Below are 25,545 nucleotides of genomic sequence, written 5' to 3' on the forward strand. Positions count from 1 at the left end.
TCGTCTTGAGTTATCAACATTACGACTTAACGATAGAACTTTTTATATTTTTCCGGCATATTATTCCTTAGTGCCGTTTTTATTTCATCTACCGTTATGTCTAAATCTTTATTGAGATCAAATATCTTGTTCTGTTTTGCAACGATGTCAGGGGTTATCACAAAATGCGGCTTGCCCATCGCCTTAGGATAGAAGACAGCCAAATAAACATCCACCCACGACTTCATCTTTCCCTTGTACGGTCTTAAATAAGCCAGAACATAATATAACTGCTGTACGTTGTTCATTCGCTTTAGGACGTCCGTGGTTGTTCCTAATGAGCGTGCCGTGGATGGCATGATCTGTATTAACCCGACGGCACCGCTTATCTGATTTACCGCCTGTGGATTTAGTCTGCTTTCAAACCACATAACAAACATCAACCAGTTTGCCTCAATGCCCAATTCATGGGAAATGTTGTTTACCTTTTCGGTAAATTCTTCCCTGTTCTCTTTTATGTATTCCTCGAAATTCATGCCGTTTCTTTTTTATATGTTCCGAGCGGTGGCCGTCTTAATTTGCAATCAGTGACGAAACAGACGTTGTTTTCAGCCATCCTGCGTTCCTTAATTTCATTTTCAATTGTTTTCTGCATACCTGATATTTTTCGGTTATTCTCTCCAACATTAAATTCAAGATTTTTCAATTTCTGATTGGCCTCTTCGAGTGCGGATTTATATCCGTCAATAAGTCCTTGCTGCTGCTCTATCAGCTTGTCTTTTCCCTCTATGATCTTGTTGAACCTGTCCTGCTGCGAACCGATCAATTCCATCATTTTGTTCATCGCCTCGGTTGAGCTATCCACTACATCCGCTTTAGAGCCAGCTTTATCCTCCTTTAGCTTGAATAACCACGAAACACCACCTCCAGTAAGCATTCCGACTATTGCCGATATAATTATCTCCCAATTCATACCTTTTCCTTTATAACTGTTTTAAACTTTTCTTCATTTTTTTAGTCAAATATTTGGTATTTACCATTTTATTTTGTATATTTGCGATTATTAAAATTTTGAATCATGAAAAAAATTCTATTTCTATTATTGATTGCACCCGCATTTTTTCTTTGTTGCGGCAAAAGCGAATCCGACATAATTGATGAATTTGAAAAAGAGATTAGCGATGTTAATCCAGATGTCCCCATTTACTGCGATTTATAATTTACCTTGCTTTTAATCTATTAGTTACAATCCATCCTATAGTACCAACCCCGACTAGTTCGACGTATTCCCCGAAGTCTATAATCATTGAATTTGCCGATATTGGATTTGATCTTCCTGTCAATACACTTATAGTCCCAGGTTGATCGTTATACTGATCGACAATGTCTGTTGTGAAACCGTAATTTGCATTCAATATCTGCTCAGTGCCTGCTGAAATTTCTATTTTGCCCCAAAAATTTATACTTCCGTCATCAGCTGTTTCCCCGTTGAAAACAGCAATTCTGTACCCGTTAATCACCGTTGGTAGCTTTACCGTTGTCCTACCAGTACCAGGCTGATTCCTTGCTATTACATTTGTGCTTGCTGTTGCCGGGTTTGTTATAATAGGATGAAAACCACTCTCATCTCCCCACCATGCTGCCTGGTTGTATGTTTCAACAAATGGAATTCTTACAAGCCCCTCGAAATATCCGGCGTTTCCCTTCACCATTCCAGTAAATTCCCCGTCGGTTGCATTTACCGTACCTTCTACGGTCAGGTTTCCGACAGCATCCCAAGAAAGTTTACCCCCAGCTCTGTGTCCTGAACCGTCGTGTCTGTCAATTGATTTTGCCGTACCAGCTATACCCTCCGCATATGTTCCGCCAGCGACAAGGAACGGTAGGTTCTTGTTAGCTCCCTGTATCCCAGATATAAGCCCGGTAACCTGTTCGCTGTTCAGTTCCCTGTACTCCGTTATCACCGTACTGATCAACCCTCCGTTAATGGTTGTTTTGAAAGTATCGGTAACCGCAGCCCCCTTCAACACTTTTGCCAGAACCTCGTTAGGACGGAAAGAGATTATATTCCCCAAAGCGGTTTCCTTGTACGTCCCACTTTTTGCAGAATCGAAAACGGGTGTCCAGTTAACGCCGTCTGTGCTTACCTCTGTTTTTGTGCCGTAGTAGGTACGACCGTCAGCGTAATAGTGCCATATTTGTATATAGTCGATATCGTAGTATATTTGTCCGAGGTCGATCTGTGCATATACTGAAACCCCAGTGCCAGTTATTGACGAATATGTCGATAAATTATTGTCCGTAGAGTTTTGTGCTGGATTTCCAGTGTTGAACGTTCCATTTGAAGTCGGTACTTTAGATAACGCCAAATTTGTTCCTGCTTTATTTGTTATTTTTATCTCGCTCCAATGATTGTCACTGTTTACAGAACTACCATTAACCCAATCCCTCACATACCTTGCACGCATGTAACCGTCTGCTGCGAGTTGTGCTTGTTCGGCGGTTAGTTTTGCATCACCCGCATTTTGATTTACCTTGTTCGTGATGTTGTTAAGCAGAAACGTTTTTTCGTCGTAATACTGTGAAAAGGCTGTTCTGATTGATGCGCCCGAAACGGTCGAATTCGTCGTTAAATTTGCGAGTACCGGCGAAAGCAGATTGTTAAGTGCCGTGTATTTCGCTTCGTAATTGCTCTTATCGACCGAATAATCGTTTGCCTGCGCCCAGATGCGTGGATATTCGGCGTAGATTTCTTGCCACAGATTACTCAGGTACTGTTTCTCTGACGGGTCTGCAACGTTGTCCGAAAGGATATCGTTGATGCGGGTCTTTTCGGTGTCGATGGCGGCTTGAACGTCTTCGGGTGCGGGTGTCCAATCGGTGGCTTTGTTGCCTTGCTTTAGGTTGAAATTCCTTATTTCATACTGATTTATGCCTGTCGCACCAATTATATAAATATGGGTATAAGATGTATTTTCAATCGCATAATAAAAGCTAGCTTCAACTTTAACCCATTCGTCGACTATTAATTGCGGTCTGTTGTGCTGTACGGAGAGCGCACTGTTTACGTAATAAACATCATTTTGAAATTGGATGTTCTCATTTGTTACTTTTATCTCGAATGTTATTGTGTACTGCTTGTTTAATGGCACATTTAGCTCATCCATTCTGAATATCGCTAACGCACTGGCGGACGTGTTATTCGAGAAGACATAATCGCCCTCGTACTTTAAATAAATGTGTTCAGCATTTTTTGCGACAGCCCAATAATTCCTCCCCCCAATCTCCAAATTATTCACCGCCTCCCATTCACTCGAAACCGCATACCCTGTGTAGATAGTTTGTGCGGGATTCTTGTAAACAACTTTAACCCTCGACCAGATATATTGCCCTTGAATCCATGCAGGTTGCGTTGTGCTCCATCCAGTTGTAGGTTGCACAGTCTTTGAAGTGGAAATTGCATATTCCTCCGTCACGCTCTCAACGCCTTGTCCTACCGCTCCAGTATCACCTTTTTTAGGTGTGATGTTTGCGGGAGTGGAATAGGTAGGATTGCCTGCCGAATAGGTTGTTTTTGTACGAGTCCAAAGCTGTTCACCCTCTGCCAATGCCGGTGCGGTTGTAGCCCATCCTGTCGTTGGTGCTGTAGTCGGGCTTGTGTTCTTTGCAAATTCAACATCAACACCAGTTATCGAAACACCATCGGCACCCGCCCTGCTTTTACTTATCGTAAGAACCTTGTCGATTGTAACTCCACTATAAACGGCACGAAGCACTACCGTTGCGTTGTCTGCGCTCATGGCTGAAACCGAATACGCCCCTGCGGATGTTATCGCTGCGGTACACCCCGTTTCACTCACTTTTGAGAATGTTATTCCAGAAGTTACTTTCGTTACACCGTTGTACACCCAGAACTCTCCGTTTGCGGGAGTAAAGGACGAAACGGCACCTGCGCTGTTCGCTTGAAGCGTAACGCTTTCGTTCGTAAGAAGCCCTACAATTGCGTTCTGCCCTGCGTCTCCCTTTGCGCCCATCTTTCCTACAGAATAGGAAGTAGATGTTGAGCTATCCGTATAGGTTATTACAGTTCTCGTCCACAGGTATTGATTTTCGGAAACGGATGGAATAGTTCCCGACCACGTTCCAGTTGGAACAACAGTGCCCGATGAACTTGCCTGATAGGTTATAACAGTTGAACTTATCCCTTTCCCGGCAGCACCAGAAACGCCCTGTTTTGAAACGGAATAACTTGTCGTTGTGGTACTGTCCGTATATGATGTAATCGTCCTCGTCCAGAGAAACTGCCCCTCCGGAACAGTGGGAACGGATGTCAACCACGTTCCAGTCGGTGCGGTTGTGCCGGAAGCTCCAACCTGATATTTTATTTCCGTTCCAGATATTCCCTTTCCCGTAGCACCGTCAGCAACCCTGTAAATGGTTACCTTGTCCGTCAGCGAACCGAGTGTTGCAACTATTTCTATTCTCTTGTAGGCAGCGAGCCATTGAGCGTTTGTTAACGTTCTTGTGTTTCCTGTTCCTCCGAGCGTTATTACGGTCTGTGCCGTTCCAGCATCGTTGTACGGAGTTGCGACAAAAGTGGCTGTTCCTGATACGTTTTGCAGTTTAGCCCCAATCGATATTGTTTGCCCAGCTTGTGGTGTGTTGTCGGGATTGCATTTCATCACCTGTGCGGAGGCCGACAAGTAAAGAAGCGGTGCGCTTGCCCCCGTGTCACCCTTATCGCCTGTAACAACCCTTGCTGCGGTGTATGATGGAAGTCCAGATGAGTAGGTTACCTTTTCCCTCGCCCATAGGTACTGCCCGGCAGGTCTGGTAGGGATGGTTGTTGAAAATACTGTCGGCGCAGTTGTTGAACTTGCGCTCACCGCATATTCTGACGTAACATTTGTTATCGAAATTCCGTCAGCCCCATCCGCTCCATCAGCCCCGTTTGACCCGTCTGCTCCATTAATTCCAGATACGACCCGCTTTGCTGTTTCAAAAGTAGTGCTGTCTGAATAGGCAATTATTTCATACTGCCACATGTATTCGTTCCACGCCTTTGCCGGAACCGTGTTACTCCACGATATGGGTGGATTTACCCCGTCCGTGCTTACTGCGTATTTGGGTGTAATTGAAGATATTGAAACGCCCTGATCGCCCTGCTGACCTTTTGCGTACATCCATGTATAATCACCTGGGGTGTCAGAATCGGTTGCAGTAAAGTCGGCATAGATTCCAATCCATGATTTTCCTGATGGATTGTGAGAAAAACCACCACCCAGCGAATCATCCGCATAAGCAATGTGGATGTATGAATTAGCCCCGTTATCGCCCTGAATTTGCCCAGCATCCGTCCATGAACCCGTCCATACCCATAAATGACCCGTGTCCTCTGCAATATAACCATCCCCCAGACTTGCCGAGCTTGGCAGGCTTGCGGATGTGGGCACTTTTCCTTTTATGCTTACCGAAGTACCGTCTTTTCCTACTATTTTTATTGCCCCCGTCCATGTACCGTTAACGCCAGTTTTTTGTCGCATATAAATATCATTCGTCTGAAAGGTCGTGTGCCAACTTGTTCCGTTTGTCGAATACTCAACATAAAGTTTCGTGTCGGCTATTTTTGCATCCACATCCTCTGGAGCTACATCCCATTCGTCTTTTATATTGCCAAACTTTACGGCGAACCTGCTTATATCTAAATAGAAGTCATTTATATCACCTGCTATCTGAATAGTAAAAGGAGAAAACCTGAACCCTCCAGTCAAGTCGGAGCTGACTACGAATGTGGTGTAATATCGTGTCCATTCAGTAGTTAGGTTTATTGTTTTTCCGTGGTCTGAAAGACTTTTTGCAGGGGTATATTCCACTGCAAATAGCGTTGATGTAGTTGCCAGATTAACCCTTGCATCAAACGATATAGTTATTTCCTTTCCAACAACTGACCGCGAAAGCGCAGTTAATGGTATTATATTATATAAACTAATAATAGTCGGACTTAGTGTCGTGTTTGTTCTCTTTATCCTGACAAACTTTCGACTACCTTCATCCATATTAGTTTTTGAAATTGGATATTGTGAACTATCATTTGATGTAATACTTGTTTTATCGTAACGATCACTTTGAAGCAAAAGATTAACCCCTCCACGTATATTATTCACCGCCGAATCATCCGTGTACCTCACTTTTTTTACCCAGTGCGCCTGATTGTAGGTTGTACTGTCCTGCGTGGCTGTTAGGATTTCACCTGCTTTATAAGCTGTTCCGTTGACGGTTTGATCGGCTGCCAATACCCACATGTCGCCAAGTTTATACGATGTTGGCTGAATAAGATGTGTGGTGCTTTTCCCGTCTGCGGTACTCTGTGCCTGTGCGGCTTTTTGAAGTGCCAAAACGGCATCGGAGTCTGCAATTTGTGTCCATGAGTACACCCCCGCATTTACGACGAAACGCCAACTCTTCCCTGCATCTGTAGCAGGTGCTTGTTGTGTGTTGGTAAAAGTGTCACCTATGTGTCTATCCTTGATGGCATTTGTAGTCCAGTCAGAAGCAGGGTAATTGGCAAGTGTCGGAGAATACGGGTAGAACCAGTTAGAAACCTCGCCGTCTATTTGAGCCTGCAATTTACCCACTTCGGTGTTGATTAGACCAACGTTTTCCGCAGCATCATCTATAGCCTGCTGTGCCGCTAAAGCCGCAGCATTTGCCGCCCCCTGTGCATCCTGAATGTCTTGAGACGTGCCGTCAGCCCAGTCAGCCAGACTTGTCTCACCGCCACCAGTTGAAGCAAATCTTATCTCTCCGCCTATAACCCCATTGAGCAGGTCGAAGTATGTAAGACCGTCGCTTGAGACAATCTTGTCCGTTGTTATCCTGCCGGGAAGAATCTCTGTAAATCCGTACAATGAAACAAAAGACCTCCCCCCGTCGCTATTCTCGCTGTTCAGTATTCCCGTGAGAAAATAGTAATAGTTGGCATCGTCATACATCCCTATAGGAACATCAGATAGAAGAAACACCGCCCCGCTTGTCGTCCGTGAGCATTTGGCGTACAGATAATACGGTTTTTCGGCAACAAGAGTGTTGTTGGAATATGAAGCTATATCCCAGAACTTGTATGCGCTTACAGGATGATTGGATGAAATCTCCGTTATGCCAAGCGTCATGTGTTGGATTATTCCCGAAGTAGTGGTAAAGCTCTTTAAAACATCGTCCCAGTTGAATGCGTGAGATACTGCTACAGGTGTGGTCTTGCTGCTTACGAACCTGAACTGAAGACTTTCGTTTCCAACAAGAAGTTGCATCGTCTGTACCGTGATTGGATTTATTCCCGTGGAGAACCCGTCTATTGCGGCACCAAGAAGTGTTATCGTTTCCTGTATCTCTTTCCACTGCCTGTCGCTGTACTGTTGCAACTTGACAATTTTTTTACCTGTGTCCTGTACGCTGCTGTCGGTCTTTTGAATCTCGTTAGTCAGTCTTGCAATAGCACTTCCCTGAACGGAAACCTTGTCCGTAACCACAAAAGAATATTTCGGAAGCAAACCGCCGTATTGTATTGTTATATTATTGATGTGTAGTTCTTGCGCTCCGTCGGTAACTTTTGTATTATTAACCGTCAGCTTGTTTCCGGATTTCAGCTTCTCCCTGATGGTCTTTCCGTCGGATTCAGGGGCGATGTTCTCCTCGAAGAAAGTGTCCGTAGGCTCTATGGCGTATGTCGGCTTTTCTACTTTCTTTACAAGCAACTGTTCGTTCAGCCAATTCTGCACCCTTAGTTCAGCCAGCTCAACATAAGTCTGTGGCATGATAATGTCGTAGATGACAAAACTATCCCCTGCCATCGCTTTGATTACCGAGTTTGGAAGCATCCTACCCGTAGCGGTGAAATCTTCGCTCGAATTGATCAAGGTTATCTTGTACTTACTTGAAACACCACCGTATGATTTTGATGTGTCAACAACAACGTTTCTAACACCGTTTGTAGCGAGTATCACAAACTCGTATCCGGCAAGCATGCCCGATGTAAAGGAAATCTTCGCATCCTGTGTAGCGGTGTACTGGTTGTCAGCAAGGTCAAATCCTATGTCTTTCACCCAGATGTCAAAAGTAGGACTGTAGCCAGCATCGTCTGGCGTGTTTGCCGTCGGAACGGACGCAGCGATAATCTGGTCTATCCTGCCAAGACCCGTAACCTCTACTCCCGCTATTGACGGGTATATTTCCTCGTTGGGCTCTAAAGCATCCTCCTTGACACCATCGGCAGCGACAAGTGCTGCATCCTCCACGTAGTCGATATAAGGTAAAGTGCCAGCGATAACACTATCCCTGAACACTTTCGGCATGATGTTCTTGATGTTGACATCTCCGCTGATCGGATTCGGGTCAACTGGAAAATCGGAGTACCTATTCGTGAAGTAGTTGATGGGAACGTTCCTTGAACCGCCAACACCGATAAGTCTATTTATTGTGGGTTCAGATTGTGCCGTGCGGGTTATCTTTACCAGGCCTCCGCTATACCCGTAATCAAAAACGTGTTGTATTACGTCAGGGGTATAGCCAATATTTATGGTGTTCCCGGTTATGTTCCATCTTAGTCCGTAGTACTCGAATGTCTTTAACAGCAAGTCCCAAATGAACATATTATTTACCGATACCATTACGGATTCCGATGTCGTGCTTCCGAGATTGATAGTCCACTTGTTCCCGAAGTAGTATTTCAGGTTGTTTTCCAGAAGCTGCTTGAACTGGTTGATGTCGGCATAGAGAGAAAATGACGTTCCCTGCGAAATGAATGTGTCAACACCCACCGTGGCAAGGTTGCGTATCTTTCTTTTTTGTAGTTCCGCTTCCTGTCCGTTGAAAATAAGATTATACTTGTAGTTGATGGAGTCTATTCCCTTTTCGGCGGTTGGCTTCGAGTTTACTATGTCGTACCTCTCCCCCTCGTATTCCACATACGCCCCGACAAAACTTGGAACGGTGGCATTATCAGATGGGTGGGTAACAGTCAAACTGATGCTCCTTAGCCCCATCTGCGGGTCAACAAATGTGTACTCGTTTACCTGCCACTTTACTACTCCGTTTATTTTTACCTCAATCATACGCTGCGCCTAATTGAAGCAAATTTAACATTTATTGATATCTAAACCTATTGTTTAGGCTTCGTATTCCACGACATTGTGAATCAATTACCACGAGTGAATGCAAAACCGTTTTAATTGTAGCAAATATTTACTATTTTTGTAACGCTCATTTGTTGTTTTCATATATTTTTGTTTTCCGCCTCGCCCTGACATACTCCAACGATTAAAATACGTTGGGTTCTGAACAACGCTTAGTCTAATGACTTACGTTAGCGTTCAAGGTTGATGCCCTCAACCCGAAATCTTTAATATTTAAAGCAGCGTTTATATCTCGGTCTAATTTATGACCATTACTACAAACCCACTCCCTGTCTTTCAATGTTAAATTTCTGTTTCTATCTCCGCAAATGTTACATATTTGAGAGCTTGGTTCAAATCTTCCAATAACCCTTAAATCTTTAACTTTGTATTCAAGAAACTGTCTAAACACTCCCCAACCACAATCTGAAATAGCAAGTGCAAGGTTGTGATTTTTAACCATTCCACTTACATTCAAATCTTCAATACAAACAGTTTCATAAGTAGTCGCAAGATAAGTTGTTACTTTATGTAGCAAGTCTTTTCTTTGATTTGTTATCTTCTCGTGAAGTTTAGCAACTCTTAGCCCTTGTTTGTAATAATTGTTTGACTGTTCTTTTAAACCTTTTTTAAACTTTCTTTGTAAAGAACGCTGTTCAACTCTTAGCTTTTTTAAGTTAGATTTTAAGTATTTTTGATTTTCAAATACTTCTCCATCACTTGTTATTGCTAAATATTTAATTCCTAAATCTATACCAACAGACCCTTTACCAAATTTCTTTTGCTCTTGTGTTTCAAAAGTTATGGAAACAAAATATCTATTGGTTGGTGTCTTAGATACTGTTGCAAATTTAATAGCTCCTTTTATCTCTTTATCTTTATAGAACTTTACCCACCCTACTTTTGGAATGAAGAACTTGAAGTTTTCATAATCTACTTTTACATTTTGTGGTATCCTAAATGATTGCCTATTTTGTTTTTTCTTAAACTTTGGAAAACCTTTCTTAGCTTTGAAAAAATTAGTGAAAGCATTGTCAAGATTTGAAATAGATTGTTGAAGTTGCTGACTACCTGACAGGTTTAACCACTCAAACTCCTCTTTCTTTTTAACTTGTGTAAGTTCTTTCATTAAGTCAAAACAAGATAATTTCTTTTCTTCTTCTTGATAAGCCTTAATTTTTCTATCTAAAGCCCAATTATAAACAAAACGACAGTTACCAAAAGACTGATTTAGTTTTTTAGTTTGACCTTTTGTCAGTTTTAATTCATATTTAATTGAGCGTATCACTTATCTTACACAAATTTTATTTTTATATAAACTTCTTATTATCTATTTCAACTATCGTGCCAAAAAATTCATCCTACAACTAAAGTTAGTAGGCTTTCTTTTTAAACTTTCGTAAATGGTTATTTATTCCACACTACACATTTTGCGCCGTCGTCCCTGTTCACTATTACATTGCTGTCGTAGTTATCAATATACAGGATAGCGTTCTCTTTTACGTTTACGGTGACGTTGCTTCCCCGTCCAACATATATCCTGCAAACTGAATATCCCGAAATAGTGAAATTGACATCGCTTGCATTAAATACATACATGTCCCTGTTGCAAAGAATGTCTACTTTTTTTTCATTGTAAACACCTCTTTCCAGCAGTTCATCATCGTACTTTTTCATGCTTTTTAGCGATGGAAACTCACGCTTCATGCACCACGTTATCCCGCTAATATACTTGTCGATGATACTCGTGTAACCCCAGTTGTCCTGCCATTCCTGACAAAGACCAAGTTTTATCGCCTCCTTTTTAAAATCCTCTCTTTTCATAAAATCTTAAGAAACCACTTCCTTAGGTGGTGGTTATGTCCTGCTCCTTACAGTTTTTTGTTGATAAGTTTTCTTTCAAATATTTGAATAATAAAAATATTATTAGTATCTTAGCCGTATGAAATTGAAGTTGAAAATAAAACTTTTGCCCACATCTGAACAGGCTGGCGTTCTCATTCAAACGATGAGAGAGGCTAATGCTGTTTGCAATGCCATTTCTGATGTTGCGTGGCAGAACAAAGTTTTCAATCAATTCAAAATACACAACCTCTGTTATCACGGATTTAAATCCACGTTCAACCTCTCCTCTCAAATGCTTGTGCGCTGCATCGGCAAAGTGGCAGATGCCTACAAGCTTGACAAGAAAACAAAACGCATGTTTAAACCACTTGGTGGTATTGCTTATGATAGTAGGATAATGACCTATAAGTCCGACAGCATCGTTTCCTTGTGGTGCATTGGTGGTCGCCAAAAGATTAAGTTTGTTTGCCACAATCAAAATTACATGCCATACATTAAGGGCGAGGCTGATTTGGTTTATAAAAAAGGGAAATTCTATCTTTTTCAAACTGTCGATGTTCCAGATGAAGATATTGACGATGTGGAGGATTTTATCGGAGTTGATTTTGGTCTTACCGATATTATAGTAACATCTGACGGTAAAAAACATACTGCCGAAACGCTTAACAATTACCGTGAGCATCGGCAAAAGGTTCGTAGTTCCATTCAACGCAAAGGCACGAGAAGTTCCAAAAGACTTCTGAAACGGCTTAAAGGCAAGGAACGGACTACCGCAACAATCATCAATCATACTATTTCTAAAAGCATTGTTCAATCTGCAAAAATGCAAGGCAAAGGAATTTCCGTTGAAGACTTGACTAACATCAGGTTCACCTCTAAACGTAGAAACAAAAAGTTTAGGGTAAAACTTGGTCGCTGGTCTTTCGGGCAACTTCGCTCCTTTATCGATTACAAGGCACGATTGAACGGCGTTAAGTTTGTTGTTGTTGAACCTGCATACACTTCCCAGACTTGTAGTGTTTGCCACAGTATTGGCACACGAAAAAACAAGTCTTTCACGTGTACAAACTGCGGAAACGATATGGATGCCGATTTTAATGCGGCTAAAAATATCGCCACGCTTGGGGCTGCCGTAAATCAGCCTGAAAAATCGGGTATGTATTGCCTCTTGCATACTGCTTAGGTTTAAAGCCACCTGCTATGCTGGTGGTAGTTTACTCCATTACCGTGTTTAATGCTATCCCTTTTCCTGTTGATGTTGATACTGAAAGCCTGTCCAAAAGGTTATACAGTGCCTTGTTTGAATCGGCAGTAGACTTCGTATTGGCTTCTATTGATGCAAGGTACCCCACCATCTGCGATTGAGCAAGCAGCATTTTAGATACAAACGGCAGTCCGTCCGCCATCATCATGTCTATATACTGGAACAGCTTCAACCGGATACTGTCGAGATACCCACCCATTATAAGTGCCGTGTCTTCCGACATGGTAGAAATGCCTTTAGATAATCCGGTCAGGTTGCTTTCCTTGGTGGCAATGTCAACTCCGAGATTTTTCAGGATGTCCATCGTCATGGTAGCCTCCTGGTTTGCGGCATCCGTGGCTTTCTTGCCCTGCTCCCATATGGCTTTCACTTCTTCCGGTGTCATGGCTCCGTCTTTCCACGCATTATCTATCATGTCGAATACAGGTTTGAGCCGTTTTTGCATGATAGTTGACAACATCGAATTGACAATCATGTTTTTCATCATGTCGGCAAAGCGTTTCTGCATGGCTTCCGTAGTGTTCCCGAATGACACATAGGCATCCATCCACGCCTGTGCAAAACTCTCAGCAGCACTTGTCAGGTCTGTACCTGTAAGTTTTTCTATGGCGTTCCGAACCACCTCGGATGATTCTTCTGCCAAGTCCTGTTTTTGCGCTTCCAGTTCAGCTATTTTATTCTTATCCGAATCCTTTCCTTTTTTCTTTTCGGCTTCAATCTGTTTATTCAATGCAGCCACCTGTGCTTTCAGGTTTTCCGCCTGCTTTGTGGCGTTTTTATAGTAGTCAGAGCCGAGAGAATCCTCCATCGCCTTTCCGAGCCTCTTGTACTCCTGTTCAAGCGATTTTACTACTTTCTCCTGCCTTTCAATTTCCTTATCATACTTTCTGTTGCGGATGTTTCTGAAGACGTTTATGTATCCGGTAACACCCTTTATAACGTCCTTTATTCCACTGAGGTCTCCCATAAGTATTTTGGCTATACCACCGCCTGTGGATACATTGGCACTCATTATATCACCAGCCGTGTTTGTCCAGAACGAAGCATCGCTTTCCTCACCAAAGGTTGCACCCATCAGTTTTTGAAACTCCTCATAGTAGCTTAGAAGTTCCTGTGCGCCGCCTATCATCCTGTTGATAGCCTCCATTGCCGCATCGGGCTGGTTTTCTTCTGTTGCCTTGATGAAGTCTTTCCACCCGTTTGTAAGCGCATAAAACGGGTTTTTCTCGTCAATCTTTCGCTTCATCTTGTCTATACCCTGTTGTACCGCTTTTGCGTCGGCTGCATTCAAGCTTGATATATCCGCTTTTTCAACTATGGCAAGTGCTTCCTTTAACGATTTTACGGTTTGATTTTCAAGGTCGGAAAATAATATCCTCCACGCATCGGAGTTCTTCATCTCGTCAAAAGAGAGGGTGGCTATTTCCTCCTTGGCTTTTCTCTTAACCTCTTCGATGGCTCTGTCTATAAGTTCGCTATTTTCGTCGGTTCTGCTGTCGTTCAATCTTTTTATCTCGTTCTGCGTCCTTTTTTCAATGGCAACCACCTTTTGAGAATAGTCCTGGTACTTGACAAGAATTTCTTCGAGCATTTTTTCCTTAGCCCTTATTTCGTTGATGTCTGCCGCACTTCCTAGTGATTCGAGAACGGATATTTGGCTTTCGGTGAGACTAACCTCCTCTTTGAAATCCTCCGGCTTTTTCCCCTCCGATTCCCACTTGGCTTTTGCTATGTCGATATTGGATTTTATCATCGCCTGCTTGCGCTCCTCTATCGCCTGCAACTCCATTTTCTTTGTCAGTTCTATCTGGGCACGCTCCTTGGCGACCCCATCTTCCATGGCATTGACTTTCACCTGTTCTATTTCCAAGGCATACTTCTGTTCTTCAAGATCCATTTTAGACCGTAGCTCGTTCAGTTTTTCAGCAGCTTTTAACAGGTCGTTATTTTTCGATGTGGGTGTTTTTTCTTTTGGTGCATTTTTTATCGAAAAACCCATCTGGGATGCTAATTTTTCAGCAAGAGCAATTTGTTCTTTCAATCTTTCCGCCTGTTTTTTACTACCTGCATCGTTCAGCTTGGAATACTCCTTATATTTGTCTGCAAGGTCGGAATAAACACCACGTATTCTTTTAATGTAGTCGTATGCCGTGTTGTCATCATTAGTCATGTCGAGGAATGCGGCATTATTGACTTTTGAAAAATTATCTACAGTTTTTTGCCAGTCTGCGAGTTCTGTTTTTGCTGCCTGTGCCGATGCTTCCTTTGCTGCTTTAAGTCCATCAACAATAGATGCTCTCTCTGTTTCCAGTTTCAATATCTCACGGTTATAGTCTATCTCGTACTTATACATTCCTGCATAACCGTATTTTATCTTTCCGCTATCCCGTTCTTCCCTTAACTTTTTTAATTCATCGTCAATTTGAGAGACACGCTCGGCATTTTGCAGGTCTGTTTTTCGTTCAAGTTTTTCGTTTACTTTTCCAAGGGCATCGGCAAGACTTAAATTTTTTACTTTTTCAGTGTCCAGGTTTGCGAATATGTCCGGGTACATCAATTGCAGCTTGTTAATTGCATCCTGTCTTTCCCTGCGAGTAGATGTTTCGTCTCTTACCGTGTTTACAAGCTGGGTTATTTTTGTATTTTCTTCTTCCCTAAGTCTGTTTGCCTCTTCTAATCGGTCGTTATATGCTTTCTGACCCTTTTCCATTTCGGTAGTTCTATCCCGAAGCGCCCATAGTGCAGAGGACAATCCAACAACTGCGGTTGCAACCAGTACATAAGGATTCGCCGCCATCACCGCATTTAGAACGCCCTGTGCGGCGGCAACTGCTCTAAGAGCTTTTATTTGCGCCATAAGAGTTCCTGTTCTTATTCCCTCTGCTGCCGACGTAGCCACAAGCGCTATTCTATATGTTCCATAAGTGGTGGCAAGAGCCAGCAGCACACGTCCAACTTCTTCGTAATTTGCCATCAGGCTGCTCGTTGCATCTATTGCTCCCTTAAGAATCTTATCACCCTTTGTTCCTATCTCGGCATTCATGATCTGGAACTTGTCTTTCAGGTTGGCAATCTTACCCGCAAGAGTCTCGGCTTGTTTTTCCTGCATCTTGTAGAATTTTCCTCCCTCGGATGTCATTTCGGTAAAGATGTCCTTTATCATCTCAAACGGAACTTGTCTTGTAGAAATAAGGTCAAACACTTCACCGGTTGTCACAACCTCTCCCTTTAAGAGTGTAAACTTGTCCGCAAGCATCTGTACAAGTGGTATCCCCGCTTCTGTGAATTGACGCAATTCCTGACCCCGTAATACGGCGGCAGACCTGACTTGACCGTAGGCAAGAATAATTCGGTACATCTCAACACCCAACCCGGCAGATACGTCCGCAAGCATCTTTGTCGTGTCGTATAACTCTTCATACGGCACCGAGAAAGCGGATAACTGCTTTGTATAGGAAACAAGGTCTTTGAACTGGAACGGAGACACGATTGCAAGCTCTTTTATCCTCTCGAATATTGCCGCTCCCTTTTCCGCATCCTGCAAAATTGCCTGTAACGACACACGCTGCATCTCGAACTCTCCCGTGATGTCGACAAGGTTCTTTGTAAGCCTTATTCCTCCGTACACGGATAGAAAGTTCATGGCATACGACTTCAGCTGCGTTAAAACTTCCGATTGTTTTTTAAACTCCCTATTCTGTCTCTGTATTGCACCCGTAGCCTTGTCGGATTCCGCAGCAAGCCTGTCCTGTGCCTTTACCGCCTGATCTAAGGTTCCTGCGTATATTCCCGCTTCGGTTTTCAACTTCCTGTACCTCTCGATAATGTTCGAGCCGGCACCAGCCCTCGCCTCGTCAACAGTGAGCCCCCTGAACTCGGCACGCATCTTGCGAAGCTGTTCGCCAACAGACTGTGCATCCTTGGCTATCTTGTTCATACTTCCGCTGTTCGCCAGCTTGTTGAAGTCTATCTTGCTGAAATTAACAGCGAGCGGTGCATCGTCAAACAGCTTCTGCCATCTCTTGTGCAAGTCCTCAAGCTCCTTTTGTGCCTTTGCAGCACCGTCTTTCGTGTTAAAGTTTATGCCGTATTCTAACATGTTTTAATCTCCTATTTCTTTTCTTACCTTGTCCATATCGCTCTCTGTGCCTATCCCGAATCGTGCCGCCTTTTTCTTCGCATCCTCGCTCGAAGTTCTCGTGGTTGACTTAGGAATAGCTTTCTTGTCTCCGTATATGTATCTCGTCTTGTCGTATAGCATCAGGTTCTGTTTTGTCACCCCATCAAGGAAGTGGTAGTTTAAAAAAGCTAAAACCCCGCCATAGGGATAGATTTCCATCATGGTAGGGTTGTCAAGCGATAGTTGGAACTTACTCTTTATGACGTTTTTATCATCATCAGCCTTGTCGTCAACGTATTTTCCACGAGCACGCAATTCTTCAAAAAAAAAGCCGTCTCGTTATCGTTCAACCCTGCCGCCATGATAGCACTAAGGGTTTCGGTCGTGTATAACCTGTTTATGATGCGCCAGTGAATAGCATGAAGCAAAGGGATGTTAGCCCATCCGTTCAAGAGGATAAGACTTGCAATCCTCGCATCGGAGGTGTTGAGGTATCTCAACCTCTTTCTCATTCCTTTCATGCTTTCTTCATTGCTGAAAAACTTCACCTTTAGCTGGATGTCGTTTATCTTGTTGAGGATGTTCCTCTTGGTGTCTCCAATTCTGAATGTCCTGCCGAGAACGGTAATAGACTTCTTGTCTCCCCGTTCAATCCTGTGCGCAATCTTTAGTAGGTCTTTTTCGTCCATAATAAATAAGTCAAAAGAGAGGGGGAATTAACCCCCGCCCTGATTAAGTATAAGCAAGTTCTCCCTCGACGAACATCACCGTTTTTAGGTTTGTCGTGTCGATAGCCTCTGCGGACACATTGATACGGATACCCACTTCCTTTCCGTCCATTTCAAGGTTTGCAACAACCCTCGCTCTGGGAACGATGATGGAGCGGTCACCAGTGTCATTGGCGATCATTATCGGTCTTTCCAGAATAGCGGGTTTGTGCATCAGTCCGAGAACTGTTGCTCCGGTAGGGATTCCATTAGCACCTGTAAATGTGTCGGAAATTGATTCAGCTCCGAAGAACTCTGTTAACATCTCACTCGATGTAGAAGCTGCAAAGAACTCGAACCCGAACGTACCCTCGGTAGTCAGGTTGTAGTAGGTCTTGCCCTGTTCGTTCTTCAACGGTTCAAGGCTGGCTGCTTCTCCGGTGAAACTCGTGCTGTCCAGCTTTATGTGCCCAAGCGATTCGGGGCTTGCCAGCGTGGACAATTTAGCCGTTGCGTAGTCCGCAGGCTTATCAAACATTATAATGTCGGATTGTCCGACAAAATGCTTGTTTAATGCTTCAATTTTACCTATTGCCATAATTATGATTTTCTAAAAGTTATGTTAATTAGTTTTGTACTGTAACCCTCGTAAATACCACCGCCGGAATAGACGATGTTTTCAGGGTCAAGAGAAAATACATATCCGTCCTTGCTCGCTACGGCACCATCCTTGAAAAGCCCGTCGAATGTCGAAAGGATGATGTTTTCCCGCACGGTGTTTCTTCCACCCGTGGTAAGTAGTTTTACGTTGATGGATAAGAGGACATATCCCTGCACCAAGCCCAATTTTGACAGGTTGGTTTTCAACCCGCCGTTCTGTCGCAGTTCAATGTATTCGCTTGGCAACCCACTTGTAGGTTTGTCGCCAGTATAGATTTTCTGTGTCACTCCGTAATCGGTGAGGACTTGTTTCAAAACGCCAGTAGGGTTTATGTCAGATAGTTTCATGATTTTCTCCCGTATAGTTTTACTATTTCATCGAGAATAAGCTCGAACTCAGTGGATAGCATGTCGGTAAAGAACCCGCTGTTTCTTCCACTGCTGTCAACTTCTTCTGCGTATGGCATGGCGGTAAACAGGACTATATGGTCTCCATTTCCGTAGTTGCTCATACCAGTGTTGAGAACATGGTCTATCATGTCTTCACCCCATATCGCAACCCAGTTGATTATCCGTGGCTCTTCCGCTTTCCGTGGCATTACGAACTTCTTTAATGTTCCACTGCGATACACCCCCACACCCGCACTGTCTTTCAAGTTGTGGGTGTCAACGGGAATCACGTCCGAGCTTTCGATATACCTTATCATGGCCTCCGCCGTATCGACAAGTATATTTTCGGTCAGCATGTCTATATCCCTGTGAAACTCCCTAAAGTCAATCTGTGCCATCTTTTAACCATATACAGGTGTCGTTCAATTCGGGGAAATCATTGTCGTAGATAGCCTCCCAGTCTTTCACGGTGTATCTTATCTCCCTGCCGTTCCATGTCGTAACCACAACCCTGTCGTTTATCTCGAACAGGACGTTGTTAACCGGAATGAAAAGGACGGGTTCGTGCTCGAACTGGAAGCCGTCGTACCTGGTCTGTCCCGATATTTCCAGCAGACATTTACCGCTGTGCACCGGAGTCAAAACCTCGATACCGTTGCTGTCCACCTCGCCAGCAGAGCGACTTATAACACATGAATCCGGATATTCCACCATCGTCAATCCCCCCTTAAATGGACAAAGAGTGCGGACGAGGAAACGGAAGCGCTTTCGCCCCACTTTGCGTAAAGCTGGTTTGCCATTTCCCTGAACGCACGCCTGTCATATACCCCAAACTGGTAGGTGCGCTCACTAACGCTCCTATTGCCTTTTTGAACCTTTCTACCACCACCTGAAGCCGCACTTGCAAGAATTATATATAGATCGGCGGTTGCCAAATCCCTGATCTTCTCGCTCACGTTTTCAAACGGCTCATCAGCGGCGATACCTCTCCGAGTAAGGACAGTAAGGATATTCGCATCCGAAAATGAGAAATCAAAACTGCCCTTTAAGAACTCGGAAATGGTCATGTTATACAACTGTTAAAATGTGCATGTAATTAGGCTTGTCTGGAACCACAAGTGCGGTTAACTCCGATTCCATATACTGCGTTTTCTTGCGAGCATCGTAGTCGTATGTAATCAGAAGTCTGCCTCCGTAATACTGTGCAAAAGAGGAAGCCTCTCCGACAGCGATAGGAGCAACAGCGATTGTTTCCCCGATCTGTCCGTTAGGAACAAGTGCCCAGTTGTTTGGCTCGAAAGAGCGTACCTCGGTGCCAACAACCTTTTTAGTTGCCTTGTCAAACTTGTCAACCTTGGATATGCTCTCGATAGCCACAATCGGGAACCCGATAATATCCTCAAGGACAGCCTTGCGTTGAACTTCGGCAAGATTTGATCCAACCTGTTGAGCCGCAGCAGCGTCTGCAGCAAGAGGATTCAAATTATACCCGACGGCCTGTTTTACCTTTGAGTGACCGAGGGTCTTTTTCAGGGTAAGAGCATCAACTTCCCAGTGATAGCCAATGCCGTTAACCTTTTCGCCAATAGCTTTCAGGTCGGCAACAGGGTCGGAAGTTGCACCCTCTGCACCAGTGGAAGTAACCCACCATACTGCGGTGGATGTTTTTGCAACTTTGTTGGCGTCTGGAATAGAAGCACTAAAAACAGTGCCCGTGATTCCGCCTGCATTATTTGCAGCAGTAAGACTAAATCCACCCGTTGACACCATTTGATGACGCATATAGGTCATGGCGTTGGTGTGAGAGTCAATCAATTTCTTGTTTATATTGAACAATGCGTCCTGTGCCAGATCGACAACATTTGCGTTTGTTACACGCTTTATCATCAGTTGACGATAGTCGTTTTCGTCGAATGCAGCGTATTTCTTGGCACGGGGAACTTTTCCTGTCTGCAATAATTCACCCTCAACTGAAATCGGAGTTCCAGGACTGTCAAGGTCAACCCATGTAGCCATGGCACTAATGCCATACTCTTTTGAAATTTGCTCAAAAGAAAAATCGGGGAGCAAGTCTGGAGACCAGTTAAAGCCGGTCAAGTCCAATTTGTTGTATGCTTCCTTTGAAGCATCAATAAAAGCCTGTAATGCGTATTTGTCGCCTACGGCGGTGCTTACTAAATCGTAAAATACTTTATCTCCTGTCCACATAGTTATACTCCTTTCTCAAATTTAATTCCGGGCATAGCTGCCTTATAAGCGGCGGGAACAGCCACAATTCTGTCTTCAAATATGCGACCGTCGTCCACAACGGCACCTGTCGCCCACGTGTCACCATCTTCTTTTACGATGTCGTGCAGAAGCAATCCATTAGGAACAGCCGTTTCCTTTACAACCTTGCCAGTAGCGCCGGCATCATCTGCTTCTGCATAGACAGTTCCTGCTGCGGCAGTACCCAGAGAATTAGCCACGATGGTAATCGTATGCGTTCCGTCACCGTTGTCAACGGCAGCAGAATAGGCTACACCTGCGCCAGTTCCACCTATAGCTGTAGGTACTGCTATGATGTTACCTCCGGCGGCAGTCAGCGGATAATTGCCGTAAAGAACAGCTTCCGTGTCTGTAGCCTCAAGCGTTTCAGCAAGTTCATAGAAATAGATAGGCTTCAATGTACCCCCGGATTTGTCGAGGTACACAGGTGTACCGGCCGGAATGACAGAGCCTACGGGATAATTGGCGAAAGCGGTAGCGTCAACGACACCACCACCATGCTTAACCCCTTTAACCTCAGACCACACCTGATAGCGTGCCCCAAAGGTTTTAGAATTTTGTCCGTAAGTGTTAAAGCTCATAATTTTTAATTTTTAGTTTCAATTAATCCTCTTTCTTCAAGTCTCTTCTTGAATGCCGAAAAGTCTGGCGTTTTCGGGTCTGCTTCTCCCTTTTCAGGTACAATCCCGAATTTGCCTGCCGTCCTCGCAGCTTTCTCGATGAATGCAGCTTCTGCGTTTTCCTGACCGAAGTCAAAACCGTCCGCTGCAACTTCGAGCACGTTCTGCGGGTAGATGTTAGCCTTTGCAAAGGCACTTTTCCGCACTTGTTCGGCAGTCCTGCGCTTGTCTTCTTCCGCAAATCGCTGGTCGTAGCTATCGAATTTTTGCATGAGTGATTTCACCCATTTGGGTTCGTCATCATCCTGAGGTTCTTCCTCCTGTTTCGGTTCGGCTTTCGGAGCGGGCTTTGCCTCCTTGGCTTTCTTGAGAGCATCTGCTACGTCTTTTCTCACGTTTCCTGCGATTGTATTGAAAACAGGGTCTGCAATCTTGAGGAAATCCTCGACGGATGTTTCCTCGGTTACAACTGGCATCAGGGTCTCCAACACCTCGTTTATAGTTCGTTCACTGATTTGCGAGTTTTTCGCATACTTGTCCTTGAGGCTTTCAAGGATTTCTGATTTTTGAATCATACTTTTAATAATAAGTTAGTTAATAAAAAAACATAAAGTAAAGGTATAGATTTATACCTATTTTAACAATAGTTTGCAATAGCACAAACCCCTGTTCGTGGCGTTTCGTTCACTTGGTCGTGGTACATTAACTAAAACACAAGCATTTAATCGGTATATTTGACATTTGTAAAACGCAAATAATGTTTGTAAAATGGAGATACTGGACTGGCAGGAAAAGTTTGACGGGATGCGGCTAAACGATGGCTCGCAGACGGAGGCGTTCCTGTGCACATCAGATATAGTGATATACGTCGGAAACAGGGGTGTTGGAAAGACGCACCTCATGCTTTACAGGGCGCTTCCCCATATTCACAAGCCGTACTACAGGGCTATCTACTTCCGAAAGATGGTAAAGGACAGTCAGGGTGCGGGTGGTATTGCCGACAGGTCTAAGGAGATTTTCGGGCAGTTCGGAACATACCTTGAAAGCATACAGAGTCAGACATGGAAGCTGGAAAGCGGGGCGAGAATCGTCTTTGGGAATTATTCGGCATCAGAGAGGGAGTTTGCCGAAGCCATACAGGGTAAGGAGTATCACGATGCTTTCATCGACGAGGTTACACAGATTTCAGAAGACAGGTTCAATGCCATATTCTCCAACCTTAGAAACACGACCGGAGACAGGACGCAGATACTCGGTACCTGTAACGCCGACGCAGAGAGTTGGATTGCAAGACTTATAGGCTGGTGGATAGACCCTGAAACGGGCTACCATATCCCCGAAAGAAACGGAGTGGAGAGGTATTTCTACCAGTGGGGAAACGACATTACTGAATCGCACTGGGGAGATACGAAAGAAGAGGTGTACGAGCAGTCGAAAACCTACCTTGCCGATCACTGGAACGACGAGATGGCAAAGAGCGGTTCCATACTCGACCTGATACAATCCATAACCGTGTTCGAGGGGAAAATGAGCGAGAATGAGCACCTGATGAAGTCAGGAGGAGTAAAGTACTACGGCAAACTCTTAAAGGGTTCAAACGAGATGAAAGGGCGGTATGCAAGGGCTTGCTGGAAAAGGGTTGACATAGGTGACAGCCTCATTTCCGATGCAGACCTGCAACGAATGTTTCACAACTCGCATCAGACGAACGGAACGAAGTATGCTTCCCTTGACGTTGCCGGAAGTGGCGATAATGCCGACAAGGTGGTACTCTGGATATGGGATGGCTACCACGTTACGGGTGTTCATGCAACACAGGGATTAAAACCAAACGAGCTTCTACAGTGGACGCAAAGACATCTTTCGAGAGAGGGCGTACAAAACAAGAACTTCATTTATGACGGTGTCGGAGTCGGATGGATATTCGAGGGGTTCTTTCCCGGAGCGGTAAAGTTCATGTCGCAGGCAGCACCGTCGGACGACACCAAGGTAGAGTTTGACAGGAAGAAACTGAACGTGTACAGAAACGCAAAAGCGGAGGTTGTCGGAAAGTTTTTAGACAGGCTGAAGAATCATAACGGCTCAGGCGAGTGTGGTGTGAGCATATCAGATGACGTGCTACAAAAGGTAATTTTCGGAAAGACCGTAAGGCAGCATCTGGAAGAAGAAAAGGTTGCCATCAGGTGGAGGGAAGACAGGGAGGGCATCAAGCAGATGATCGACAAGAAAGAGGTGATGAAAGTGCTGGGTCACTCCGCCGACTTCATTCTTGCGCTGATATACAGATTTTCGGTTGACAAGGCATTCAAGAAGATGCCGGAGGACAAGGTTCGGAAACTGGCTAATTTTTTATCGTTTTAATGTATGATTGATTTAAGAAAAGGTGATTGTTTGGAGGTAATGAAGTCGATACCCGATAAAAGCATTGATGCTATTATTGCAGATTTGCCTTATGGTACAACGGCTTGTAAATGGGATAGTGTTTTGAACCTTACCTTGTTGTGGTGTCAATATTTTAGGGTTTTGAAGAACGGTGGGAATATTATTCTTTTTTCACAACAACCGTTTACAAGCGAATTGATTAATTCAGCAAAAGATATTTTTAGGTATGAAGTAATATGGGAAAAAGAAAAGCCATCAAACTTTGCATTTGCTAAACACGGAATAATGAAGTATCACGAAAACATTTTAATATTTGGAGAAGGCAAGGGAACATATAACCCACAAATGACAATAGGGAAGCCGAACCATAGTGTAGGCAAAGGCATAAGAAAAAAGAATAACGAAAGTGGGGCGAACACGGCAATAGTAACCAATAAAACAGATGGGCTTAAACACCCTAAAAGCGTACTAAAATTTAATCGTGAAGCAAAACCCGAACACCCAACTCAAAAACCCGTAGCACTTTTGGAATACCTTGTAAAAACCTACACAAACGAAGGCGATACGGTTTTAGATAACACAATGGGAAGCGGAACAACAGGAGTGGCTTGTGTAAACACAAACCGCAGCTTTATCGGAATAGAAATGGATGATAAATATTTTGAAATAGCGAGCAAGCGAATAAACGATGCAATTATAGAGAGACAGAGTATGATTTTTTAACACACAATCCAAAAAGATATAAGACTATGGAATTAAAATTTAACAACAGGAAGTTCTGGGAGATACCGAAGCCGGCAGGTGACCGGGCAATGAGACCATCTTACGACAGGGTTACGCAGGTGAAGTTTTACAACGAGTACTACCCGACAGGACACAAGATATTCAACCCTGCATGGTATCAGGACATATCCATAAGGGATGAAAACGGGGTTCATGTCGATACGTACTTTGTGAACAGGGTGAGTGTTCCAATTCAGGCTATGGCAATAGACATAATCTTAGCGCACCTGCTTGGGAACAAGACCCATATTGTCGATGGAACGCTGAAAGAGAACCCGGCGCTTCCTTTTTATAAGGAGTACTGGCAGTCAAGGAACATAGACACTGCAAGGTACGAGTTTGTGAAAAGCGCACTTGCCCTCGGCGATGCGGCACTACTGTTTTACAGGGAAGAAGAACAGTTGAAATGGCAGATGCTGTCCTTTTTCAACAGGGACGAGTACAACATGGAATACGACAAATACGGAAAGCCACTTTACTTCTACAAGTTCTACGACAACAAGTGCGACGTGTACGACAGCCAGATGTGCACAACCTACATAATGGACGGAGAGTGGAGCAAGGCAGACAGCGTTTTTCACGGGTTCAACGGACTCCCCGTTGTCTATCACAGGCGAAACGACGGTGCTTTCTGGACACGCTCGCAATCCAACATTGACAATATGGAGGTGATGCTTTCCAGACTTTCCGAGGACAACAGGAAGAAGTTCAAATCCATCTACCACCTTAAGTCACACGACCCGGATACTGTGCAGACCAAATCGACGGCACTCACAGACCTTATCATAACCGATACCGACGGAGACTTTAAAATGGTAAACGGTGCTGAAATGTCGGCACAGTTCAAATTCGAGTTTGAAACGCAACTGGAGCTTATTTTCAACGCCCTCGGAATAGTGTTTCCAAAACACAAGTCAAGCGGAGACATGCCTACAGGTTCCATGAAAATGATGTTCTACCCTACGGAAAGGGTTGTGATGTCGCTTATCCACGAGTTCGACGCTGCGATAGACCATATCAACAACATTGTAAAGCAGGGGTTCGTGTCCGAATATCCTGGGCACACGGAATCGATTACAAATGGAAACATACGTGCGTCCATCAGGATGTTCACCCCGCAGGACGATGAATCAAAGGTGAAATCGATCACAGAACTGAAACGGTACGACATTATAAGCGGGGAGACAGCGTCGGAAGAAGCACCCTACTCCGCCAACAATGAAGAAGTGAGAAAGGAAAAGGAAAAGACTGCAAAAATCGAGTATGAGAGGAAGATGGAGAATTTGAGAGATGTTAATCCAATTTTTAAGGAATGATAGTAAGGGAAAACGCAAGGGTTAAACGTGGTTCTGCCGAGTAT

At 44.0% G+C, this 25,545-nt stretch carries 20 protein-coding genes; 5 read left to right on the plus strand and 15 right to left on the minus strand.

The window, feature by feature from the left end; genetic code table 11:
* Positions 1–26: 26 nt before the first annotated feature.
* The 5 genes from B3B27_RS00860 to B3B27_RS00880 all read right to left on the minus strand — a co-directional run bounded on the left by B3B27_RS00860 (position 27) and on the right by B3B27_RS00880 (position 10,970).
* Positions 27–515 carry a transglycosylase SLT domain-containing protein gene (locus B3B27_RS00860; protein WP_286846550.1) on the minus strand — a complete coding sequence of 163 codons (489 nt, stop codon included), beginning with the start codon at positions 513–515 and terminating at the stop codon, positions 27–29.
* Positions 512–952: a hypothetical protein gene (locus tag B3B27_RS00865; RefSeq protein ID WP_286846552.1), complete on the minus strand. Its 441-nt coding sequence runs from the start codon at positions 950–952 to the stop codon at positions 512–514. Before B3B27_RS00865 ends, B3B27_RS00860 begins: the two co-directional genes overlap by 4 nt.
* 247 nt (positions 953–1,199) lie before the next feature.
* Entirely contained in the window at positions 1,200–9,086 is a 7,887-nt protein-coding gene (locus B3B27_RS00870) for a discoidin domain-containing protein (protein ID WP_286846554.1), read from the minus strand.
* 238 nt (positions 9,087–9,324) lie between these two features.
* Positions 9,325–10,434 (minus strand): RNA-guided endonuclease InsQ/TnpB family protein, encoded by a 1,110-nt coding sequence (locus B3B27_RS00875; protein WP_286846556.1) that lies wholly within the window; start codon positions 10,432–10,434, stop codon positions 9,325–9,327.
* Positions 10,435–10,553: 119 nt separating this feature from the next.
* Complete coding sequence (locus B3B27_RS00880; RefSeq protein ID WP_286846558.1) at positions 10,554–10,970, minus strand: hypothetical protein; 417 nt, start codon at positions 10,968–10,970, stop codon at positions 10,554–10,556.
* Positions 10,971–11,088: 118 nt separating this feature from the next.
* Between B3B27_RS00880 and B3B27_RS00885 the strand changes: the two genes are divergently transcribed.
* A complete protein-coding gene (locus tag B3B27_RS00885) occupies positions 11,089–12,174 on the plus strand; it encodes an RNA-guided endonuclease InsQ/TnpB family protein (protein WP_286846560.1) in 1,086 nt (361 codons plus the stop codon).
* Positions 12,175–12,205: 31 nt separating this feature from the next.
* On the opposite strand, the gene B3B27_RS00890 is transcribed toward B3B27_RS00885, so the two are convergent.
* Genes B3B27_RS00890 through B3B27_RS00920 form a run of 7 tightly spaced genes read right to left on the minus strand, consistent with a single transcriptional unit; the run spans position 12,206 to position 18,846 of the window.
* The gene (locus B3B27_RS00890; RefSeq protein ID WP_286846563.1) at positions 12,206–16,354 is read right to left on the minus strand and encodes a tape measure protein; all 4,149 of its coding nucleotides are present in this window, start codon (positions 16,352–16,354) and stop codon (positions 12,206–12,208) included.
* A gap of 3 nt (positions 16,355–16,357) precedes the next feature.
* Positions 16,358–16,690 carry a hypothetical protein gene (locus tag B3B27_RS00895; RefSeq protein ID WP_286846566.1) on the minus strand — a complete coding sequence of 111 codons (333 nt, stop codon included), beginning with the start codon at positions 16,688–16,690 and terminating at the stop codon, positions 16,358–16,360.
* Entirely contained in the window at positions 16,633–17,064 is a 432-nt protein-coding gene (locus B3B27_RS00900) for a hypothetical protein (protein WP_286846567.1), read from the minus strand. Before B3B27_RS00900 ends, B3B27_RS00895 begins: the two co-directional genes overlap by 58 nt.
* A 43-nt stretch (positions 17,065–17,107) precedes the next feature.
* Entirely contained in the window at positions 17,108–17,680 is a 573-nt protein-coding gene (locus B3B27_RS00905; protein WP_286846568.1) for a hypothetical protein, read from the minus strand.
* Positions 17,681–17,682: 2 nt separating this feature from the next.
* Complete coding sequence (locus B3B27_RS00910; protein WP_286846570.1) at positions 17,683–18,090, minus strand: hypothetical protein; 408 nt, start codon at positions 18,088–18,090, stop codon at positions 17,683–17,685.
* The gene (locus B3B27_RS00915) at positions 18,087–18,530 is read right to left on the minus strand and encodes a hypothetical protein (RefSeq protein ID WP_286846572.1); all 444 of its coding nucleotides are present in this window, start codon (positions 18,528–18,530) and stop codon (positions 18,087–18,089) included. The genes B3B27_RS00910 and B3B27_RS00915 overlap by 4 nt, the downstream gene beginning before the upstream one ends.
* Positions 18,517–18,846: a hypothetical protein gene (locus B3B27_RS00920; protein WP_286846574.1), complete on the minus strand. Its 330-nt coding sequence runs from the start codon at positions 18,844–18,846 to the stop codon at positions 18,517–18,519. The genes B3B27_RS00915 and B3B27_RS00920 overlap by 14 nt, the downstream gene beginning before the upstream one ends.
* A gap of 17 nt (positions 18,847–18,863) precedes the next feature.
* Here B3B27_RS00920 and B3B27_RS00925 point away from each other — a divergent pair, with 17 nt between their 5' ends.
* Entirely contained in the window at positions 18,864–19,025 is a 162-nt protein-coding gene (locus B3B27_RS00925) for a hypothetical protein (RefSeq protein ID WP_286846576.1), read from the plus strand.
* 175 nt (positions 19,026–19,200) lie between these two features.
* Here B3B27_RS00925 and B3B27_RS00930 read toward each other — a convergent pair whose 3' ends face one another.
* From B3B27_RS00930 to B3B27_RS00940, 3 genes are read right to left on the minus strand one after another with little or no spacing between them, the layout of a single operon-like run.
* Positions 19,201–20,340, minus strand: coding sequence for a major capsid protein (locus tag B3B27_RS00930; protein ID WP_286846578.1), 1,140 nt, complete (start codon positions 20,338–20,340; stop codon positions 19,201–19,203).
* Positions 20,341–20,342: 2 nt separating this feature from the next.
* Positions 20,343–20,981, minus strand: coding sequence for a hypothetical protein (locus B3B27_RS00935; protein WP_286846580.1), 639 nt, complete (start codon positions 20,979–20,981; stop codon positions 20,343–20,345).
* Positions 20,982–20,986: 5 nt separating this feature from the next.
* Positions 20,987–21,595 carry a hypothetical protein gene (locus tag B3B27_RS00940; protein ID WP_286846583.1) on the minus strand — a complete coding sequence of 203 codons (609 nt, stop codon included), beginning with the start codon at positions 21,593–21,595 and terminating at the stop codon, positions 20,987–20,989.
* Between the two features lie 229 nt (positions 21,596–21,824).
* Between B3B27_RS00940 and B3B27_RS00945 the strand changes: the two genes are divergently transcribed.
* The 3 genes from B3B27_RS00945 to B3B27_RS00955 all read left to right on the plus strand — a co-directional run bounded on the left by B3B27_RS00945 (position 21,825) and on the right by B3B27_RS00955 (position 25,501).
* A complete protein-coding gene (locus B3B27_RS00945) occupies positions 21,825–23,381 on the plus strand; it encodes a terminase large subunit domain-containing protein (protein WP_286846585.1) in 1,557 nt (518 codons plus the stop codon).
* Positions 23,382–23,384: 3 nt separating this feature from the next.
* Positions 23,385–24,125, plus strand: a complete 741-nt coding sequence (locus B3B27_RS00950) for a DNA-methyltransferase (protein ID WP_286846587.1) — start codon at positions 23,385–23,387, stop codon at positions 24,123–24,125.
* Between the two features lie 89 nt (positions 24,126–24,214).
* A complete protein-coding gene (locus B3B27_RS00955; RefSeq protein ID WP_286846589.1) occupies positions 24,215–25,501 on the plus strand; it encodes a phage portal protein in 1,287 nt (428 codons plus the stop codon).
* The last annotated feature ends 44 nt before the right edge of the window (positions 25,502–25,545 follow it).

The sequence above is a fragment of the Proteiniphilum sp. UBA5463 genome, from assembly GCF_002427225.1.
GTDB classification, from domain to species: Bacteria; Bacteroidota; Bacteroidia; order Bacteroidales; family Dysgonomonadaceae; genus Proteiniphilum; species Proteiniphilum propionicum.

What these genes read in the sequence shown, in the direction of transcription:
- B3B27_RS00860 (WP_286846550.1), bottom strand. Translation starts at nt 515, where the DNA reads ATGAATTTCGAGGAATACATAAAAGAGAACAGGGAAGAATTTACCGAA.
- B3B27_RS00865 (WP_286846552.1), bottom strand. Translation starts at nt 952, where the DNA reads ATGAATTGGGAGATAATTATATCGGCAATAGTCGGAATGCTTACTGGA.
- B3B27_RS00870 (WP_286846554.1), bottom strand. Translation starts at nt 9,086, where the DNA reads ATGATTGAGGTAAAAATAAACGGAGTAGTAAAGTGGCAGGTAAACGAG.
- B3B27_RS00880 (WP_286846558.1), bottom strand. Translation starts at nt 10,970, where the DNA reads ATGAAAAGAGAGGATTTTAAAAAGGAGGCGATAAAACTTGGTCTTTGT.
- B3B27_RS00885 (WP_286846560.1), top strand. Translation starts at nt 11,089, where the DNA reads ATGAAATTGAAGTTGAAAATAAAACTTTTGCCCACATCTGAACAGGCT.
- B3B27_RS00890 (WP_286846563.1), bottom strand. Translation starts at nt 16,354, where the DNA reads ATGTTAGAATACGGCATAAACTTTAACACGAAAGACGGTGCTGCAAAG.
- B3B27_RS00900 (WP_286846567.1), bottom strand. Translation starts at nt 17,064, where the DNA reads ATGGACGAAAAAGACCTACTAAAGATTGCGCACAGGATTGAACGGGGA.
- B3B27_RS00905 (WP_286846568.1), bottom strand. Translation starts at nt 17,680, where the DNA reads ATGGCAATAGGTAAAATTGAAGCATTAAACAAGCATTTTGTCGGACAA.
- B3B27_RS00910 (WP_286846570.1), bottom strand. Translation starts at nt 18,090, where the DNA reads ATGAAACTATCTGACATAAACCCTACTGGCGTTTTGAAACAAGTCCTC.
- B3B27_RS00915 (WP_286846572.1), bottom strand. Translation starts at nt 18,530, where the DNA reads ATGGCACAGATTGACTTTAGGGAGTTTCACAGGGATATAGACATGCTG.
- B3B27_RS00920 (WP_286846574.1), bottom strand. Translation starts at nt 18,846, where the DNA reads ATGGTGGAATATCCGGATTCATGTGTTATAAGTCGCTCTGCTGGCGAG.
- B3B27_RS00925 (WP_286846576.1), top strand. Translation starts at nt 18,864, where the DNA reads ATGGACAAAGAGTGCGGACGAGGAAACGGAAGCGCTTTCGCCCCACTT.
- B3B27_RS00930 (WP_286846578.1), bottom strand. Translation starts at nt 20,340, where the DNA reads ATGTGGACAGGAGATAAAGTATTTTACGATTTAGTAAGCACCGCCGTA.
- B3B27_RS00935 (WP_286846580.1), bottom strand. Translation starts at nt 20,981, where the DNA reads ATGAGCTTTAACACTTACGGACAAAATTCTAAAACCTTTGGGGCACGC.
- B3B27_RS00940 (WP_286846583.1), bottom strand. Translation starts at nt 21,595, where the DNA reads ATGATTCAAAAATCAGAAATCCTTGAAAGCCTCAAGGACAAGTATGCG.
- B3B27_RS00945 (WP_286846585.1), top strand. Translation starts at nt 21,825, where the DNA reads ATGCGGCTAAACGATGGCTCGCAGACGGAGGCGTTCCTGTGCACATCA.
- B3B27_RS00950 (WP_286846587.1), top strand. Translation starts at nt 23,385, where the DNA reads ATGATTGATTTAAGAAAAGGTGATTGTTTGGAGGTAATGAAGTCGATA.
- B3B27_RS00955 (WP_286846589.1), top strand. Translation starts at nt 24,215, where the DNA reads ATGAGACCATCTTACGACAGGGTTACGCAGGTGAAGTTTTACAACGAG.